Origin of the sequence: Gracilibacillus orientalis (genome assembly GCF_900114645.1) — a bacterium.
GTDB classification, from domain to species: Bacteria; Bacillota; Bacilli; order Bacillales; family Amphibacillaceae; genus Gracilibacillus; species Gracilibacillus orientalis.
In genome coordinates this window covers 127451-145433 of record NZ_FOTR01000001.1, presented here as the reverse complement: position 1 = coordinate 145433, position 17983 = coordinate 127451, and the positions used below count along the sequence as shown (strand labels likewise).

General features: G+C 36.3%; 14 protein-coding genes. 7 read left to right on the top strand and 7 right to left on the bottom strand.

What is annotated here, in order from left to right; all coding sequences use genetic code 11:
* Positions 1-37 precede the first annotated feature (37 nt).
* The 3 genes from BM121_RS00675 to BM121_RS22230 form a co-directional block, all read right to left on the bottom strand.
* Entirely contained in the window at positions 38-445 is a 408-nt protein-coding gene (locus tag BM121_RS00675; RefSeq protein ID WP_091479639.1) for a VOC family protein, read from the bottom strand.
* A 199-nt stretch (positions 446-644) separates the two neighbouring features.
* Positions 645-1655, bottom strand: coding sequence for an alpha-L-arabinofuranosidase C-terminal domain-containing protein (locus BM121_RS00670; protein WP_217649288.1), 1011 nt, complete (start codon positions 1653-1655; stop codon positions 645-647).
* Positions 1652-1957, bottom strand: a complete 306-nt coding sequence (locus tag BM121_RS22230; protein WP_483866634.1) for a hypothetical protein — start codon at positions 1955-1957, stop codon at positions 1652-1654. The genes BM121_RS00670 and BM121_RS22230 overlap by 4 nt, the downstream gene beginning before the upstream one ends.
* Before the next feature lie 364 nt (positions 1958-2321).
* Between BM121_RS22230 and BM121_RS00665 the strand changes: the two genes are divergently transcribed.
* On the top strand, positions 2322-3128 hold the full coding sequence (locus tag BM121_RS00665; RefSeq protein ID WP_091479636.1) for a hypothetical protein: 807 nt from the start codon (positions 2322-2324) through the stop codon (positions 3126-3128).
* A 105-nt stretch (positions 3129-3233) separates the two neighbouring features.
* On the opposite strand, the gene BM121_RS00660 is transcribed toward BM121_RS00665, so the two are convergent.
* The gene (locus tag BM121_RS00660; protein ID WP_245780696.1) at positions 3234-5633 is read right to left on the bottom strand and encodes a transglycosylase domain-containing protein; all 2400 of its coding nucleotides are present in this window, start codon (positions 5631-5633) and stop codon (positions 3234-3236) included.
* 108 nt (positions 5634-5741) lie between these two features.
* Here BM121_RS00660 and BM121_RS22625 point away from each other — a divergent pair, with 108 nt between their 5' ends.
* Positions 5742-5987: a DUF3949 domain-containing protein gene (locus BM121_RS22625; RefSeq protein ID WP_425432194.1), complete on the top strand. Its 246-nt coding sequence runs from the start codon at positions 5742-5744 to the stop codon at positions 5985-5987.
* 361 nt (positions 5988-6348) lie between these two features.
* Positions 6349-9450 carry a rhamnogalacturonan lyase gene (locus BM121_RS00655; protein ID WP_091479626.1) on the top strand — a complete coding sequence of 1034 codons (3102 nt, stop codon included), beginning with the start codon at positions 6349-6351 and terminating at the stop codon, positions 9448-9450.
* Positions 9451-9503: 53 nt separating this feature from the next.
* Here BM121_RS00655 and BM121_RS00650 read toward each other — a convergent pair whose 3' ends face one another.
* Positions 9504-10061: a TetR/AcrR family transcriptional regulator gene (locus BM121_RS00650; protein WP_091479622.1), complete on the bottom strand. Its 558-nt coding sequence runs from the start codon at positions 10059-10061 to the stop codon at positions 9504-9506.
* A 274-nt stretch (positions 10062-10335) separates the two neighbouring features.
* Here BM121_RS00650 and BM121_RS00645 point away from each other — a divergent pair, with 274 nt between their 5' ends.
* The 3 genes from BM121_RS00645 (at position 10336) to BM121_RS00635 (ending at position 15269) form a co-directional block, all read left to right on the top strand.
* Positions 10336-12282 (top strand): efflux RND transporter permease subunit, encoded by a 1947-nt coding sequence (locus tag BM121_RS00645; RefSeq protein ID WP_091479618.1) that lies wholly within the window; start codon positions 10336-10338, stop codon positions 12280-12282.
* A 2-nt stretch (positions 12283-12284) separates the two neighbouring features.
* Positions 12285-14051: a hypothetical protein gene (locus BM121_RS00640; RefSeq protein ID WP_091479615.1), complete on the top strand. Its 1767-nt coding sequence runs from the start codon at positions 12285-12287 to the stop codon at positions 14049-14051.
* A 222-nt stretch (positions 14052-14273) separates the two neighbouring features.
* Complete coding sequence (locus BM121_RS00635; RefSeq protein WP_245780695.1) at positions 14274-15269, top strand: LLM class flavin-dependent oxidoreductase; 996 nt, start codon at positions 14274-14276, stop codon at positions 15267-15269.
* A gap of 42 nt (positions 15270-15311) precedes the next feature.
* Here the strand turns inward: BM121_RS00635 and BM121_RS00630 are convergent, their stop codons facing one another.
* Positions 15312-16214: a 3-hydroxyacyl-CoA dehydrogenase gene (locus BM121_RS00630; protein WP_091479608.1), complete on the bottom strand. Its 903-nt coding sequence runs from the start codon at positions 16212-16214 to the stop codon at positions 15312-15314.
* An 89-nt stretch (positions 16215-16303) separates the two neighbouring features.
* A complete protein-coding gene (locus BM121_RS00625) occupies positions 16304-16852 on the bottom strand; it encodes a hypothetical protein (RefSeq protein WP_091481204.1) in 549 nt (182 codons plus the stop codon).
* Between the two features lie 92 nt (positions 16853-16944).
* On the opposite strand from BM121_RS00625, the gene BM121_RS00620 reads away from it, so the two are divergent.
* Positions 16945-17859 (top strand): phosphatidate cytidylyltransferase, encoded by a 915-nt coding sequence (locus tag BM121_RS00620; RefSeq protein WP_091479606.1) that lies wholly within the window; start codon positions 16945-16947, stop codon positions 17857-17859.
* Positions 17860-17983 lie beyond the last annotated feature (124 nt).

The following is a 17983-nucleotide window of genomic DNA, read 5'->3' as shown; positions in this document are numbered from 1 at the left end:
AAGCGCTATTGAATTGGTACAATAGCGCTTTTGTGTATTATTCTGAACTCAATTGCCAGTGGATCCCAAACTTGTCCGTTAATTTTGCATAATTTTCCGACCAGAAAGTTTTCTGCATTTCCATTTCCAATTTACCGTCTTCCTGTAAGATCTTATATGCGTTTTTTAGCAACTCAACATTATCAGATACAACAGTAAGATTAACATTATTTCCTTCTTTGTATTCCATATCTGGCGTCACATCGGAAAACATAATCGGTGTTCCGTCAATAAAAATTCTTCCATGTACGACTAATGACTTCATTTCTTCTGGTGTTTCATTTTCTGGTCCTGGAATGTCCCCATAAGTCATAATTTCTGCAGGTTCTGTTTGAAAAGCTTTTTCATAAAATTCGATTACTTCACGAGCATTTCCATTAAGCATTAAGTAAGGATTGACCGGCATTAGTAATACCTCCCATTTTCATTTATTTCTTCTTTTTACTTTATCATATACTTTCTAGAAGGGGGTGAAAAGCCTGACTATATGTCGATAGTTCTTCAGGTTTTACCCAGAATGAGACAGAATATTGATAGTTGTCGGTCAGGTTATTTGGTAATAACACACCAAATTCACCATTAAAATAGATTGCGGTCAAAATTAATTATTCCAAAACTAATATATTAACTGAATGAGGTTCAACTTCCACAGCAGTCTCATATCCATTAACTTTTACCGTATCCTGTATTGTTTTACAGTTGTCTGGCTGATCGACGTCATTGTAAGCATCCTTAGAAGATCCTACAATAGAATAGAGATTGCCATTTTCAAAACGGATGTTGTTTCTTATATTAACGATTCTTTTTTCATCTGGGTGCCTATTAATAATCGCAATGCTTAAGTTTTCAGATCCTACTTTTGTTGTAGCGATAACATCTATGGATGGTACTTGATACGTTTTCCCTCCATTATTCACTTCAAAAGAATCATTTTGTGCAGTCCAAGTATCAACAATTTCATCTCCCATATATTTCGTGTATAGCTCAAATACATAGTAAGAAGAACGTAATACAATTCCATCTTCATGTGTGAAAATAGCACCGCGAGTGTTAATTATAGGTGCGAAATTTGCCATTCCGATAACATCACTATGTTTTAAACAAATATTTAAGAAACATGCATTGAAAACAGTGTCAGCCATTGTATAGGTGGAGTTAATATCATTTCGATCTCTAGATGTGATAATATCATCAGCCAACCAATCGCCTCTATGGACATTGGGGTGATGCCATCCACGTAAATTCCATTCGTCAAAAGCAATCTTTATTTTGTTTAGATAACCAAGTGAACCCAGAATATATTTTGTTTTTAAAATTTGTTCCTCGATTTCTAACGTATGGACCATGCAAGTTTCATAAGGGGAGGGGTTGTCCACTTCATGAAGTCGATCCCAATAACCGTGAATGGAAATCCAATCCAGAAAGTCTCCAGCTTCTTTTAAAAGATTGATATTCCAGTCCAGGTCAGAAATGCTGGCTGCAAGTAATTCAATTGTGGGATCCACCCGTTTCATCATTTTAGCGGATTCTAATACTAACCGTCCCCATTCGTTTTGGTCTTTTGCTCCCATTTCCCAATTACCATAGTTTTCATTACCGATACTCCAATATTTCACGTTAAATGGCTCTTGTGGCCATTTTCTTGTCTCATTTTTGCGTATTTTCCTTCATCTTTAAGATTACAATATTCTATCCAATTACTCATCTCTTCTGCAGTACCTGTTCCTGCATTTGTACAAATATATGGCTCTGCACCGATTGAACGGCAGAAGGCAACAAATTCATCTGTACCAAACAGGTTTGGTTCTTCTACTCTCCAGGCTTTATCAAAAAAGGGCACGCGTTTTCCAACACCATCTTCCCAATGATAGTTGGAAACAAAACAACCACCTGGCCATCTGACAATAGGAGTACAAATGTTTTTTAATGCATCTAGTACGTCCTTACGAAACCCTTGCTCATCTGAAGAGGAGAAGCGGGATCGAAAATGCCTCCATATATTTGGCGATGAAAGTGTTCGATAAAATGACCATAAATCATAGAGTTGCTAGTACTTAAAATTCGTCTCGTATTCACTTCAATCTTTGTTTCTTTTGCCATCTATTCCACCTCATTTTTTCTGAAAATAAATGAATTAAGGTAATGTAATACAAAGAACTGAATACTTTTACTATACATGTTTAGCGCTATTTTATAAAGCGTTTACAAAAAGTAGACTTCTTTTTGGTATTTGTTAAATTTTAACTTTTGTATTATAATATGGAAGGGTAGGAGGGTGCTAAGTGATAGCCACAATGTATAAACGGAGAGAAAGATTAGCAGTTCTTTTATTAGGTATTATATTTTTGGTTACTGCTACTTACTTGATCATCGATACTCCAACCACAACTAATGAGTGGCTGGAAGCAGGTTCGTTACTACTACCTTTTTCTTTTCTAATCATAGTTGCTGTCATGAGCAGGTATAAGTATCAGAAAGTAAAAGAAGTAGATATTCCTTTATCTGAGCGAACCATAGAAGATATAGATCATGTCGTGGTAAAAAAAGATGCCACATTTATAACACAATTGCTGGTATTCGAACAAACTGGATGTTTTATGGGTACCTACAGGCTCACTTCTTTATCATGGTGGCATTATCCTATAGTTATTTTTATGAGTTCATTTTTAATGTTCTTGCCATTTAATGTTAGTTATTTTTCGCATCAGGGAGAGAAGCTTTTTAGCTTTAAAAGAAGAGGGATTAAAAAGACTGTTTTGGACGTATATGATCAGAATGATAATTTTATTGGCCAATATGAGCAAGAGGATTTCAAAAGTTTAGTTAAGATCAAAGGGAAACTATTGGATCGGAATAGTCAATTAATTCTTCCTGTAAAAGCGAGTGCTAGTACTGGTGATTTTGATATTCGCGATAAGGCTGGGCATCGTTGGGCTTATTTCTATGATGGTCGGTTTCCACATGAGTACACAGAAGTTTTTAACGAAATTGATAACGATATTGTGGAAATGTCAGATTATATTTCTCGTGAAAAGAAGATTTTGTTGTTGGCGATGATCGGACATATGTTTTTGGTTCGTAGCAAATAGGATACATAACTTAAAATACCTTTAAAACAATACACCCCCGTTTCAGCGACAATGAAACGGGGGTGTATTGTTTTCTTATTTGTGCCGGTACCAGGTGATTAATTTTTAAGTCTCTTCATGTTCATTATTATCTTCATCCGATTTGTTATTTTCATCTTTTTTATCCGTTTCATTATCAGACTCCGGTTGATCTGTCTGGTCTTGTTCCGAATCGTCTTCTTCTTTTTCTTCTTTTGGATTATCCATGCTTTCTTCCTGATTGGCATTTTGCTCAGAGTCATTGTTAGCATCCTGATCCGTTTTTTTATCTTCTTTTTTATCATGGTCGGAAGAATTATTTTGATTGGATTCCTGTTTTTCTTTCTTGTCATTGGATTCTTTATCTTTCGCTTTCTTCTTTTTTTGTTGTTCTTTTTTCTCTTCCTTTTGTTCCTTTTCTTTGTCTTTCTTTTCTTTTTTGTCCTCTTTCTTTGAATTATTATTTGTTTTCTTCTTTTGTATAGGTTTAAACTCTGGTGGTATCGTCGTTCCTTCCACAAATAGTTCGGTTACAATACTACTGGAAGGTGTGTAATCAGATGCGACTTTGCCATTACGTATGTCAATTTTAACTTCTTCTACGCTGGAAGGTTTTGTGAAATCTGCTGTTTCGATATCTTTTGAAGCATTTGACATAATTTCCTTAAATATTAATCGGGAAATACGCGCATCTTCTTTGCTGACAAATTGCTCTGTAGAAGTGGTTTCATAACCGGTCCAAACAGCGGCAGTATATTCTGTTGTATATCCTACAAACCATGAATCGGTAGAACCATCTGTAATACCTTCTGGAGGATTTGTGGTTCCTGTTTTACCAGCTAAAGGCAAATTATCAATTTTGGCAAGCGTACCAGTACCTTCTTCGACAACATCTTTCAGCATATCTGTAATCATATAGGCAGTATAGTCATTCATTGCTTTTTTACCTTTTGATTGCAATTGTCTTACTTGACCTGTTGGATATTCCACTTTCGTAACAGCGTATGGTTCGTGATATTGTCCATTATTTCCAAATGTTGCATAAGCACCTGCCATATCTAGTGGAGAGACACCATCTTCATTTCCGAAACCACCAATTGCATAGGAAGGATAAGCGTGTTCCAAGTCAATCCCTAGCTTAGCGGCAAACTGCTTGACTTGAGTTTTTTCTAATTCTAAAAATGTTTTGATCGCTGGAATGTTATAAGAGTTTACTAGTGCCTCTCTCATCGATACTATACCATGGAACCTGTCATCATAATTTTTGAATTCTTTTCCATCTATTTCGAGTTTTTCATCTTTGATCTGATGATACGTAGACCATTCGTTATATTCGATCACTGGTCCATAGTCTAAAATTGGCTTTATCGTTGAACCTGGTTGGCGTTGTATATCCGTTGCAAAATTGAATCCGCGTTGTACACTTTCACTTTCAGGATTACGATCACCACCGATCGCACGGATGGCACCTGTTTTAGTATCCATTAATATTACTCCTGCTTTAAAAGCCTCATCAGGAAAAGTAATTGGATCTGTCCCTGTCAATACTTCATTAGTAAAGGTTTGTGCTTCTCTATCAAGTGTAGTATAAATCTTCAAGCCACCATTATAAAGTTGATTTTCCTCAAATCCTTTTTCAATCAATTCTTTTATGACATAATCAATAAAATCTTGATAGGAATTGTCTTTTTGTTCTTGAAAAAGCATGCCTTCTATTTCTTTATTCTTTGCTTCTTCTACTATTTCTGAGGATATGAAATTATGTTTTTTCATCGCCGATAATACAATATCTCTTCTACCTGCTGCTTCTTCAGGATACTTAAAAGGGTCATAACCACTTGGTCGTTGCGGAAGTCCGGCAAGTAAAGTAGCTTCTGAAACAGTAAGTTCACTGGCATCTTTGTTAAAGTAAACTTCAGCAGCTGCACCAAGGCCATATGCGCCATGACCGAAATAGATTGTATTAATATACATTTCTAAAATTTGATCCTTTGTATATTTTCTCTCCATTTTAATGGCAAGGTAGGCTTCCTGTACTTTTCTCTTTAATGTTTTTTCTGAAGAAAGGTATGTATTCTTCACTACCTGCTGGGTGATCGTACTTCCACCCTCAGCTCCCCATCCTTCTTTTATATTTGCCAATAATGCTCCAGCAATACGCTTCACATCAATTCCGGAGTGCTCTCGGTATCGAGCATCCTCTATTGCGATAAAAGCGTTCTGAACCTGGAGTGGTACATCATCGAGTTTTACAGGTAAACGATGCTCACTACCGGCAATATTAGCAACCTTATTCCCGTTTTTATCATAGATGACAGAAGTACTTGGATTTTGTAATTGCTCATCCGATAGTTCCGGTGTATCTTGAATAAGGGCGAAAAGAGAGATACCTCCTATAATTAACAGCGATAAACAAATGAGAAAGGTTGCAATGATGATTTTGATGAATCTCTTTTGTTTTCTTCTGATGTTCCTTGTCTTTGTCATATTATTCAACCTCTCCGGCTTCGTTCTTTTGGTTGAAAAATACCCATTTTTTTCAACCTGTAAACCATATGTAATAGAAAGCTTGTTATATACATGCATATTTAGTAAGTGAGTATTTTTGGGGGGGATGAAAAATTTGTAAATTGTCTTGATCATGTTAAGATTATATGTTGTATTGATATCATTAGTTCTAATCCCTATTCAGTATTTTTATTTAGTTGCTTTAGAAGAAGAATAAATAAGATATGGGCAGAATCAGTGGAACAGATCCTGCATGCCTATACTCAAGGTAATCCTTTATTTATACTAGCTAATGTTATCGCATATATCATTTATAAATTTAAACAGAAGTAAATGAAAGTAATGTCGGAGGACAATGTACATATATGTATGGATAAGTCTAGTACTTTTTGATCTCAATCTTTGATGATAGAGTAGAAAAGAAGTACTAGGTTTTTTTTGCTTTATTGGAATTAACTCACACAAAAAAGTATTATTTTATTTAAAATGCTAGTAATATCAATGGATCAGTATTTTGCAAAAAAATGATATAGCCAGGAAAAATAAAGATTGCTAGGCTTGATGTAGAGATTATGTTTCACACTAAAATAATGTATGCGCTTTCCTTTTTGGGTTGAAAGGGGGGAGGATGGAGCATTGCAGTGTGCAAGTAATCTCCTATTGCGAAAACTTTTTAAAGGAGTTGAAGTGAATAGTGCTTGCTAAAAGTCGACTAAAAAAACAGTTTATTTTGATGACGATCGTAATCTTGGTTTTATCTTCTTTTTCTATTGTTCCAACTGTTTTTGCAAATGATGATTATCAAACAGTTTATACGACAGATTTTGGTGATGCTGAGCCATTAGAATTAGAAAATTGGGGTTTCTCTACCTTTGCTGCAACTGTATCTGTTAATGAAGAAGATATCGCTGGGAATGATACAGCAAAGCTAGATTTTAGCGTTGTCGACCAATCTGGTGGCCGTGTCGCTACAAAGGATTTTGACAGTGCAGTCAATGGTGCTCAAATTCAAGTGAAGTTAGATTGGTATCCCGGTAAAAACAATGATAAAGGAGCCCATTCTAATGAAAATGGTGGAGAACTTCGTATAGAAGATGAGGCAGGAAACACGGTATTTACAATCAATAATACCAATAATGCACCTTTAACTTTCTTTGCCGGTAGTCAAGAGCCAACCGAGACAAACATTACAAATCCTGAAACTTGGTATCAAGTAGCAATGACCTTTAACTTAATAGACAATGAAATTCTATTATCGATAGGTGATGAAAGTCATACCGTGTCTTTAGATGATGTCCAGTTTGATGGTTCAGTTGATAAGTTGAAGTTAGTCGGCATGCGGACATCTGGCAATAATCATACATGGACAACGTATCTAGATAATATTGAATTGAGTCATATTCCTATTCAAGACAATGTGATCACTTCTGTTGAAACATTACCTTATAAAAGAGTGTATGTTGGAGATACAACATCAGATATTAATTCCATTGGCTTGCCAGAAACGGTTCCAGTAACGCTAGCAGATAATACTACAGCTGAAGTTGCAGTTGAGAACTGGCAGGAAGTTGGACAAGCATGGAATCCAGATGAGTCTGCAATATATAAGTTTGAAGGGGTTTTGGCAGCATCAGAAGAAGTAGAGAATTCTTTCGAACGAACGGCAACCATTTATGTCTATAATCGATTAACACCACCTAAAACAAATCGTGATACGGAATGGCTAGATCGTGGTGTTATTGCCTTACCATCAGAAGACGGTATTTTCGTATCATGGCGCTTATTAGCCGATGAATATGATCAAGATGTTACGTTTAATGTAATCCGTAATGGCGAAAAAATAAATGAACAACCACTAGAAGTAACAAACTTATTAGATGAAGATGGCAATAATGGAGATGCGTATCAGATTGAAACGATAGTAAATGGTAATGTGACGGAAACAAATGAAGTCGACAGCTTAGATAAGGACTATTTATCAATCCCGCTTCAAAAACCTGAAGGTGGCACAACTGCAACAGGAGATTACACCTATTCTGCTAATGATGCCAGTGTTGGCGATCTTGATGGTGATGGAGAATATGAAATTATATTAAAATGGCGTCCATCTAATGCAATGACGGCACTTCAGGATGTTATAACTGGCCCTACTATTTTTGATGCTTATAAGTTGGATGGGACTCCATTATGGCGAATGAATATGGGGATGAACTTAACATCGGGTCCAGCATATCATCAATTCGTAGTCGGTGACATGAATGGTAATGGCAATTCAGAATTTTTAATTAAAACAGCTGATGCTACAACTGTTTATGGTGTAACAGATGGTGTTTTTGATGAAAATAAAGTCATTAGTGTGATTGGAAATCCAGAAGATGATGGTAAATGGATTAATGAAGGCGGACATGTTGTTACAGGTCCTGAATATGTATCGGTTTTCGATGGTGAGACAGGGGAAGACATTGATACGATTGACTTTGCTTTCCCAGTTGAAAAAGAAGAAGGAGATCAGGGTGCTTCATGGGGGGATAATTTCTATAATCGTTCTGACCGCTTCTTGTCTGGGTTAGCATATGTTAATGGAAAAACACCAAGTGCAATTTATGGCCGCGGGTATTATGAAAGAACAACTTTCGTTTCCTATAGCTTACAGAACGGCGCGCTCGTAGAAGATTGGACATTTGATACAGATGAAGCAGGACGCGGTGAAGGCTTGGGTAACCATAATTTAGCTACAGGTGATGTAGATAATGATGGATATGATGAAATTATTGCAGGTTCCTTAACACTTGATCATGATGGTTCCATTTTATACGCAATGGATGGGGAAATGGAACGTGTTAAAGGTTCCCATGGAGATGCCCTTCATGTCGGTGCTTTTGATCCGGATCGTGAAGGTCTTCATGTTTTCGGTGTACGTGAAGATTCAGAAGTTGCTTCATTAGAATATCATGATGGGGCTACTGGAGAAACGTTACAATCATTCTTTGCATATAAAGATGCAGGTCGTGGTGTAGCAGCTAATATTACATCGAAACCAGGATATGAATTCTGGGGTACTGGCGGAGCATCTGTTGAAGATGGTGGCGGTGTGTATAATGTACAAGGAGATGTAGTGGAGGAAAGTTTCCGCGATACTGCACTTCCTGTTAATTTTGTCACTTATTGGGATGGTGACTTATTACATGAAATGCTTGATCATACTTCGATTACAAAATACGATGAAGCAACTGGTGAAGCAAATGTCATCGAGGAATTTGAAGAAGTAGTAAGTAATAATGGAACGAAAGCAAATCCAAGTTTACAGGCAGATATTTTAGGTGATTGGCGGGAAGAAGTTATTCTCCCAACAGAAGATGGTTCTGAATTAAGGATTTTCAGTACAACAATACCTACTGATTATCGTTTGCCAACTTTAATGCATGATTCCGTTTATCGGATGGGTATAGCTTGGCAAAATACAACCTATAACCAGCCACCACATATTAGCTATTATTTAGGTGAAGATGTTCGTGATCAAGTGCTAGCAGGAGAATTAGATTTCCCTACTGTTGATTACACACCATCTTTAGCCGCTTTGAAGCACCAATTGAATCTGGAAGTAACAGCAGCAAATGATCAAGTCTTATTAAACAAAGTAAAACAAGCAGAACATCATTTAGAACTAGATCAGACAAAACAAGCAGGAAAGCAAATTGAAGATTTCCTAAAACATCTAAATCGAAGTGATTTGGCAAATGATGTAAAGGAAAGACTAATAAATGATGCTGAAACAGTAATGGATAGCTGGTCATAATGAATCAAAACCCGGAGAATCTCTTCACTCCGGGTTTTGAATTTGCACTTTTCTTAGTTGACCGATCCTATTCCTTTGTTGGTAAACTGGCTAATAAGTTCAGCCATTTGTTTAGGTGATTGTTTTTGGTCGTTGAATAACCAGTCCTTGATAACATTGATTGCTCCTGAAACCATAAATGTGCTTAAGTAGGATGCGGCATCTATGTTAGCTGTCAGGGCCCTATTCATTACACAGCGCCTTGCTATATCCATCACTCTTTTTTCGAAGCTGGTCCCCGTATTATTTTCGAGTAATGCCTCAAAAATTTCTTTTCTTTCCTTGATATATTCCAATAATTTTTCTGTCATCTGAATGGATTCTTCTTCTTTGGCAAAATTAAAAGCATTCAATGATTTATTCATCTCTTCAATAATTTCTGCTTCTATAGAATAAAGTAAATCCAGAACATCGGTAAAATGTGTGTAAAAAGTAGAACGGTTAATATCCGCACGAGAGCAGACTTCTTTTACGGTTATCGATGAAAAAGTTTTCTCGTTCATCAACTGGATTAGGCTATCTTTCAAGACCATTCGAGTGTATTTTTTTCGGCGGTCTAATTTGTCACTCATGAAAACACTCCTTAATTTGTGAACTTTTTGTTAATTTCCAACAAAAAAATATAATATGTTGGGAAACAAACGTAATATCCAAAACTGTTTGTTGAATATCCAACACACTGTCTATATAATATTAAAGTGGATTAAGAAATTTTGCAAGAGAGGATGAACAACGATTGACCTTTCAACAAAAATAATTAAACATAAAAAATCAATTGTAATCACATTTATTGTGGTTGCATTATTAAGTGTTATCACGCAATTTGCGGTATCAGTTAATTATAATATGGTAGATTATTTACCAGACGATGCGCCGTCTACAAATGCGATGGATACAATGGAAGATGAATTTGAAGCATCTGTCGCCAATTCACGGGTCTTGATTCATGATGTAACCGTACAGGAAGCATTAGGATATAAAGAACAAATCGCAGCGATTGATGGGGTTAGTGATGTTACATGGCTGGATGATGCCATTGATATCAAAAAGCCGATTGAAATAGCTAATAAGGATACGATTGAAACTTACTATAAAGATGATAAAGCTTTGTTTTCATTCCATATTCGTGAAGGCGATGAAGTGGAAGTTACCGATAAAATTTATGATTTGATTGGTGAAGAAAATGCACTGTCTGGAGAAGCGGTAGATACCGCTTCATCACAGAAAATGGCGGGATCAGAATCAGCTTATGCTGCATTACTGTTAGTTCCCATTATCATTATTATTTTGATACTGTCGACGAACTCTTGGTTAGAGCCAGTTTTTTTCCTTACGGCGATCGGGGTATCGGTGCTGATTAACCTCGGTACCAATATATTTTTGGGAGAAGTATCTTTTGTCACCCAATCAGTTGCACCAATACTTCAATTAGCAGTGTCGCTTGACTATGCAATCTTTTTGTTACATAGCTTTTCTGACTTTCGTAACAAAGGGGAAGATCCGACCAATGCAATGCATCTAGCAATGAAGCGGTCATTCCCGGCTATCGCAGCAAGTGCATCTACGACCTTTTTCGGTTTTATGGCACTTACATTTATGAATTTTGAAATTGGTGCTGATCTAGGAATTAATTTAGTAAAAGGTATCGTGCTGAGCTTTATTAGCGTAATGGTCTTCTTACCAGCATTAACGCTTACCTTTTACAAATGGATGGATAAATCGAAGCATAAACAGCTTATACCAAATTTTAAAAATATCGGCAAACGTGTTGTGAAACTCAGAATACCCAGCTTAATTCTTGTACTGTTAATGATTGTGCCTGCCTTCTTGGCGCAGAGTAATACCAACTTTATTTATGGAGTTGGGGAACATCCGGATTCTACACGTATCGGTGTTGATGAACAAACGGTTGAAGATGCATTTGGCAAATATACACCCATGGTTTTACTTGTGCCTAAAGGAGATATCGTAAAAGAAGAAGAACTGGTACAGGATCTAGAAAAAATCGATCATGTATCCAGTGTGTTAGCTTATGTGAATACAGTCAGTACAGCGATTCCTCCTGAGTATTTAGATGAATCAGTAACGGAACAATTTTACTCCGAAAATTATTCGCGTATTATTTTGCATACAAATGCGAATGCAGAAGGTGATACTGCTTTTGACTTAATTGATGAAGCAAAAGGAATGGCTGAAAGTTATTATGGTGAAGACGTTCATGCTTTAGGTGAAAGTGTGACGCTTTATGATATTAAGAACATTGTGGAAAAAGATAATATAGTAGTGAATATACTAACTATCGTTGCGATTGCGGTTGTGTTATTGATCACTTTCCGTTCCATTTCCATGCCGATTGTGTTGCTGTTAACGATACAAGCAGCAGTGTGGGTTAACCTATCCGTCCCATACTTTATGGATTCATCGCTTGTTTATGTAGGTTATCTGATTATAAGTACGGTTCAGTTAGCAGCAACAGTAGATTATGCCATTCTTTTATCAGAAGCATATCATGTAAATCGAAAACAGATGCCAGCGCTACAAGCCATTAAGAAAACAATTGATGAGAAACTCTTTTCTATTTTAATATCTGCTTCGATTTTATCAAGTGTTGGGTTTATATTATGGATGACTTCTACTAATCCAATTGTAGGATCGATCGGTTTATTACTTGGCAGGGGAGCATTACTGGCATTTATCTTGGTTGTATTTTTCTTACCAGCAATGCTGTTAGTGTTTGATAAAGTGATTGAAAAGACAACATGGAAAGCAAATTTTTACAAGGGGAAAGGATAATTATGAGTATAAAACGATTTTCATTATTGTTGATAGTAAGTGTACTTGTATTCTCTCCAATTAACGTAACAGCAGCTAGTTCTACTGCAGCAAAGGATGAGGTGATATATTCAACATTACAACCAAATGGTGAAGAGTTGGATATGTATGTCGTAAACAGCTTTGAAGTGGAAGAACCAGGTGAATACGTTGATTATGGGGATTATACAAATGTTAAAAACCTGACAGATCTAACTGAGATAACAAAAGAGAGTGATGAAATGTCGTTCACTGTTTCGGAGGAATCCTTTTATTACCAAGGTGACTTGGAAGGGAAACCACTACCGTGGGAATTTGACATAAGTTATCAACTCGATGGTGAAGAAATGAATCCAGAAGAAATGTTGGGACAGGATGGTCATCTTCAAATTGAAATGGAAACTTCTGCAAACGAAAATGTAAATCAAATCTTTTTTGAAAATTATTTATTACAAATCTCGCTTACATTAGATGGTGAACGATATCAGGAAATTTCTGCGGAAGAAGGAACAATCGCAAACGCCGGCAAAAATAAGCAAGTGACATTCACGGTGATGCCCGAGCAAGAGGGAAATTTCCTAGTGGAAGCAGATGTGACAGATTTTGAACTAGAAGGAATCGAAATAAGTGCTATACCGTCCTCCATGTCAATGGATTCACCTGAAATAGATGAAATGACAGAGGATTTCGAAACATTATCAGATGCAACGTCTGAGATTGATAATGGAGTAGGTGATTTAGCTGATGGAATTTCAGAATTGAATAGCGGTGTATCGAGCCTAGAAGATGGTTCAGGCGATTATCGAGATGGTATCGCAAAAGTCAGTAAGGGATCAACAGATCTGATCAATGGTAGTGAATCTATTGATCAAGCTCTGATCACGATGAAAAATTCGATGGATCAAGAAGTTGAAACTGGCGATTTTAGTGCAATGCAGGATGGGCTAATGCAAATTGCAACTGGCTTAAAAGAAGCAAGCACTGGGTTGACGACACTGCAAGAAAATTATTCACAAGCTTATCAAGCGTTGGATAAATCGATAAATGCTATTCCGACAAATGTTTCAGAGGAAGAGATTAAAAAACTGGATCTAAGCGAAGCCGATCAAAAAGTAGTAGATAAATTAGTTGAAACGTATGAGGCAGCTCGTACAGCAAAAGGTACCTATGAACAAGTCAGCGAAGCTTTTGCAGCAGTTGAGCCAACTCTTAATGAAGTAAGCAGTTCACAAACGGACATGGCAAATTTATTGGAAACTATGGCTGAACAAATCGCAGCAGCAAGTGAAGGAATGGATATTCAGGAAAGCTTAAAAGAATTACAAGACGGCTTAGCTACTCTATCTGATAATTATAAAGATTTTCATGCTGGACTTGAAGAATATACGAATGGTGTTGATGAATTGTCCAATACCTATCAGGACCTTCATAATGGAATTGTAGAATTGGATGATGGTACTAATTCATTGGAAAATGGTGTAAACGAATTACATGATGGTACAACTGAATTAGCTGATTCAACAAGTGATTTACCAGAACAAATGCAAGATGAAGTAGACAAGATGATCAATGAATATGATAAGTCAGATTTTGATGCTGAATCATTTGTGTCAGACAAAAACGAAAATGTGCAGTCTGTTCAATTTGTAATCAAAACTGAAGGTATTACGAAAGGTGAACAAGAAGATGAGAAAGAAGAGCCAGAAGAAGAAAAGAACTTTTGGGATCGTTTATTAGATCTATTTAGATAAATAATTTTGATGGCATACCTGTCTTTTGGTATGCTATCTTTTTTGTACTTACCATGTTTGAAAAGTGCAAGGACAATTAATTAAAATGATGTCATTTTTTTAGTCAAATGCCTAAATAAGAGTGTTTTTCAAGAAAATAAGAGATTAAATGTCCGCGAAAGGAAATGCTTTTTTGTATTCAAAAGGCAGTAAAAAAATTACACTAAAAGAAAGGAGCGAAGTATGATGAAATTAAGTGTATTAGATCAAGCACCAATTTCTAGAGGCGACACACCAGAGCAGACACTGGCAAATACACTAGAACTGGCTAAATGCACAGAGGAATTCGGTTATCACCGTTATTGGGTAGCAGAGCATCATAATACTAATGGGCTGGCAAGCTCATCACCTGAAATTATGATGACGAGGATAGCTTCTGTGACCAATGATATCCGCATTGGATCCGGTGGTGTTTTATTACCACAGTATAGTCCTTATAAAATAGCAGAAGACTTTAAAACGTTAGCAGGATATTTTCCTGAGCGGATTGATCTGGGAGTTGGCCGTTCTCCAGGTGGATCACAATTAACACGCTCTGCACTAACAGATAATCAAAATAAAAGCTTGCGTGAATTTCCTAGACAACTCGCTGATTTGCAGGGATTTTTACATAACACAATACCAAGAGAGCATGAATTTCGTTTGGTGAAAGCAGGTCCGCGAATTGAAAGGGTGCCACCTATTTGGGTATTGGGATTATCAGAGCGTGGAGCAACAAATGCAGCAGAGCTCGGACTCGGATTTGTTTTTGGTCATTTTATAAATCCTGCCCATGGAGAAAAAGCAATACAGACATATCGGGAACAATTCGAGCCTTCTGTTACGATGGACCATCCTGAAACCATGGTATGTATTTTCGTAATATGTGCTGATACAGAAGAGGAAGCAGAGGAATTGGCATTAACACAAGATAAATGGCTACTTAGTGTAGGAAAAGGGGCAGATACCAAGGTACCCTCCATAGTAGAAGTCCGAAAAAAAACGTTTACACAAGAAGAACTAGATATCATGAAGAAAAACAGAGAGCGTTGTATTATCGGGACACCTGACACAATAAAACAAGAGTTAACTTGCTTGCAAAACCTTTATCAAACAGATGAATTTATGCTCATCACCAATATTCACGACTTTGAAGCAAAAAAAAAGTCTTATCAGCTAATAGCAGAAGAAATACTGTAGAATAAAGAAGAGAAAGTGATGCCATGCATCACTTTCTCTTCTTTATGCTTTAACAAAATTAGGGTCTTCATAGCTTGGATTAGGATATTTATAGAAACCTTCACCGGTAGCTGTTCCTAATTTGTTCATATCAATATATTCTGTTTTTAATAGCTCTGCTAATTTTGCAGCATTTTGATCACCGGTTTTTGCAGCTTTTTGTTTCACAATGTGATAGGCAGTATTAATTCCTACCACATCAAGGATGGCAAAAGGTCCTTTCGGTGCTCCGGTCGCAGCCATCCAAGTCTTATCAATTGTTTGGGGATCTGCTACACCTTTAATAAATAGATCTTGAGCGGCATCTAATAGTGGTACTAATAATGAATTAAGAATATATCCAGGTTGCTCTTTATGTAGCGGTAGAGCTATCATTCCAATTTGTTTAGCAAATTCAACAATATCTTCGAATACTTGTTCATCAGTATGTTCATGTTTCATAATTTCAGCTGTATTATTCAGCCATATTTCATTAGCAAAATGAAGTGCCAGGAATTTTTCGGGTCTACCAGTAACATCAGCAAATTGACTTGGTAATAGTGTCGAAGTGTTTGTAACAAAAATGGTGTTATCAGGCGCAACTTGTCCCAGTTCTTGATAAAATTCATTCTTAATATCTATTACTTCCGGGATTGCTTCAATGACAAGGTCAGCTTCTGACACTGCCTGCTTCAAATCTGATTGAAAATCCATACGATTAAAGGCAGCATCTACTTGTGCTTGTGTAGCATTTAGGTCTTTCTGATAGCGGTCTTTTAGTTTAGTAATACGATCTTTTGCTTGGTTCACCGCATCATTATTAATATCATAAACAATCACATTAAATCCTTTGAAGGCAGTTTGATAAGCGATTTGACTTCCTAAAACACCGCCACCAGCAACTGTAACTTTTTGATATTGTACCATACCTGTTCATCCCTTCTTATATTTCTAGTAGAACACTACTATATTATGACTCAATCCTACTTAATCATTCAAAGATCGGGTACTTAGTCTTAATTTTGATTAATTAGGGCAAAATCAAATAATTTTCCTTCGTATATTAATTCCATCCTGTCATTCTTTCTGAAATCATCTGGTGTTACCATCGCGGGTAGTTTATCCCATAATTTAATACCAGATCTATAAAGAATATCTGCCACAAATTGTGAACAAAAATAAGAATTACTGAATTCAACTGGTTCTTTTAATGAAACCCCAATCACGCCCAGAATATTGTAGAGAAACTTATCATTATTATTAATAAATACTTCCAATATACGTTTCATTTTTTCTATTTCACGTTCGGTTACTTGTAGTCGGAAGATGACACAAGTTGTATTACGGTATTTGCTATACGTACCGGTTAAGATATCTTCTTTCACAAATCCACCGTTTAAAGGGTTTTTTGGATTTTTTCTGCCAAAGCTGTACATCTCTTTTAGTTCCGGGTCAAAGGCAAGAGAAGCATGGTTATATGGTGCCTTTGTATATGTTTTGATAACATTAGTAAATAAAGTACCAGTATCGGATAACATTATATAAACATATTTTTCTTCCATCATATTCATCACCAACCACAAATAATTCTTCTCTTTTCATTATAACGCATTTACTGTAAAATGAATGCAGTTTTTAAAAAGATTGGGTGAGAATCATGAGAGAAACGATTTGGACTTTATCTATTATCTTTTTTATTTTGCTAATCGTATCCATAGTTTTTAAGATTATAACAAGACTACAACCAAAAAAGGATTTTACGACGATTCAACTGCGTGTGAAGACTTGGTGGGGGATGTTCACCATCTTCTGTTTTGCGACTTTATTCAATACGACCGTTTCTTTAATTGCCATCATGGTATTATGTTTTTTTGCGTTAAGGGAGTATTTCTCCATGATGAAAACAAGAAAGTCAGATAGACGGATCTTCTTATGGTCTTATTTAATGATTCCGTTACAATTTTACTGGATTTATATTGGCTGGTATGGCATGTTCATTGTGTTTATTCCTGTCTATGTTTTTTTGTTTTTACCACTTCCACGAATTATTGGACAAGGTACAGTAGGCTTTCTGCGATCGGTTAGCTTTACCCAGTGGGGGTTAATGTTGATGGTATTTGGTATAAGTCATTTAGCTTACTTTCCGGTAGCGAATACGGAATTCGGAGCGAACCTCGTCTTGTATTTAATTATTTTGACGCAGGTTAATGATGTCAGCCAATATTTAATCTCACTTTATTTTGGGAAACGAAAAGTTGCGCCAACTGCAAATCCGTATATTACATGGGAAGGGTTTATCGGAGCTGTTGTTACGACAACTGTCATATCCTATTTCATTTATCCTTTATTGACACCATTAGATATGACATTTGGTATTGCGTCAGGTATTTTAATTAGTGTGGCGGGATACTTTGGAAGTTTGACGATATCAGTGTTAAAGCGGGATCTTTTAATAGGAAACAAAGAAACATTGGAGCGCTTAAAGAATCGGTATCTTAATCGGATTGACAGTTTGACCTACACGGCACCGGTCTTTTTTCACGTAATCCGTTATTTTTTTGATTTTATGTAAAAATCACATTGGTGAAAGACCATGGAGGAAGGGGAATTTTTCCATGGTTTTTTTGTGTGTAAAGCCAGCAGCTGGTTAATGCTTCACGATAAATATCTTGATACATTTTTTTGCGTACCATCCT

What these genes read in the sequence shown, in the direction of transcription:
- BM121_RS00675 (WP_091479639.1), bottom strand. Translation starts at nt 445, where the DNA reads ATGCCGGTCAATCCTTACTTAATGCTTAATGGAAATGCTCGTGAAGTA.
- BM121_RS00660 (WP_245780696.1), bottom strand. Translation starts at nt 5,633, where the DNA reads ATGACAAAGACAAGGAACATCAGAAGAAAACAAAAGAGATTCATCAAA.
- BM121_RS00650 (WP_091479622.1), bottom strand. Translation starts at nt 10,061, where the DNA reads ATGAGTGACAAATTAGACCGCCGAAAAAAATACACTCGAATGGTCTTG.
- BM121_RS00645 (WP_091479618.1), top strand. Translation starts at nt 10,336, where the DNA reads ATGGTAGATTATTTACCAGACGATGCGCCGTCTACAAATGCGATGGAT.
- BM121_RS00640 (WP_091479615.1), top strand. Translation starts at nt 12,285, where the DNA reads ATGAGTATAAAACGATTTTCATTATTGTTGATAGTAAGTGTACTTGTA.
- BM121_RS00635 (WP_245780695.1), top strand. Translation starts at nt 14,274, where the DNA reads ATGATGAAATTAAGTGTATTAGATCAAGCACCAATTTCTAGAGGCGAC.
- BM121_RS00630 (WP_091479608.1), bottom strand. Translation starts at nt 16,214, where the DNA reads ATGGTACAATATCAAAAAGTTACAGTTGCTGGTGGCGGTGTTTTAGGA.
- BM121_RS00625 (WP_091481204.1), bottom strand. Translation starts at nt 16,852, where the DNA reads ATGATGGAAGAAAAATATGTTTATATAATGTTATCCGATACTGGTACT.
- BM121_RS00620 (WP_091479606.1), top strand. Translation starts at nt 16,945, where the DNA reads ATGAGAGAAACGATTTGGACTTTATCTATTATCTTTTTTATTTTGCTA.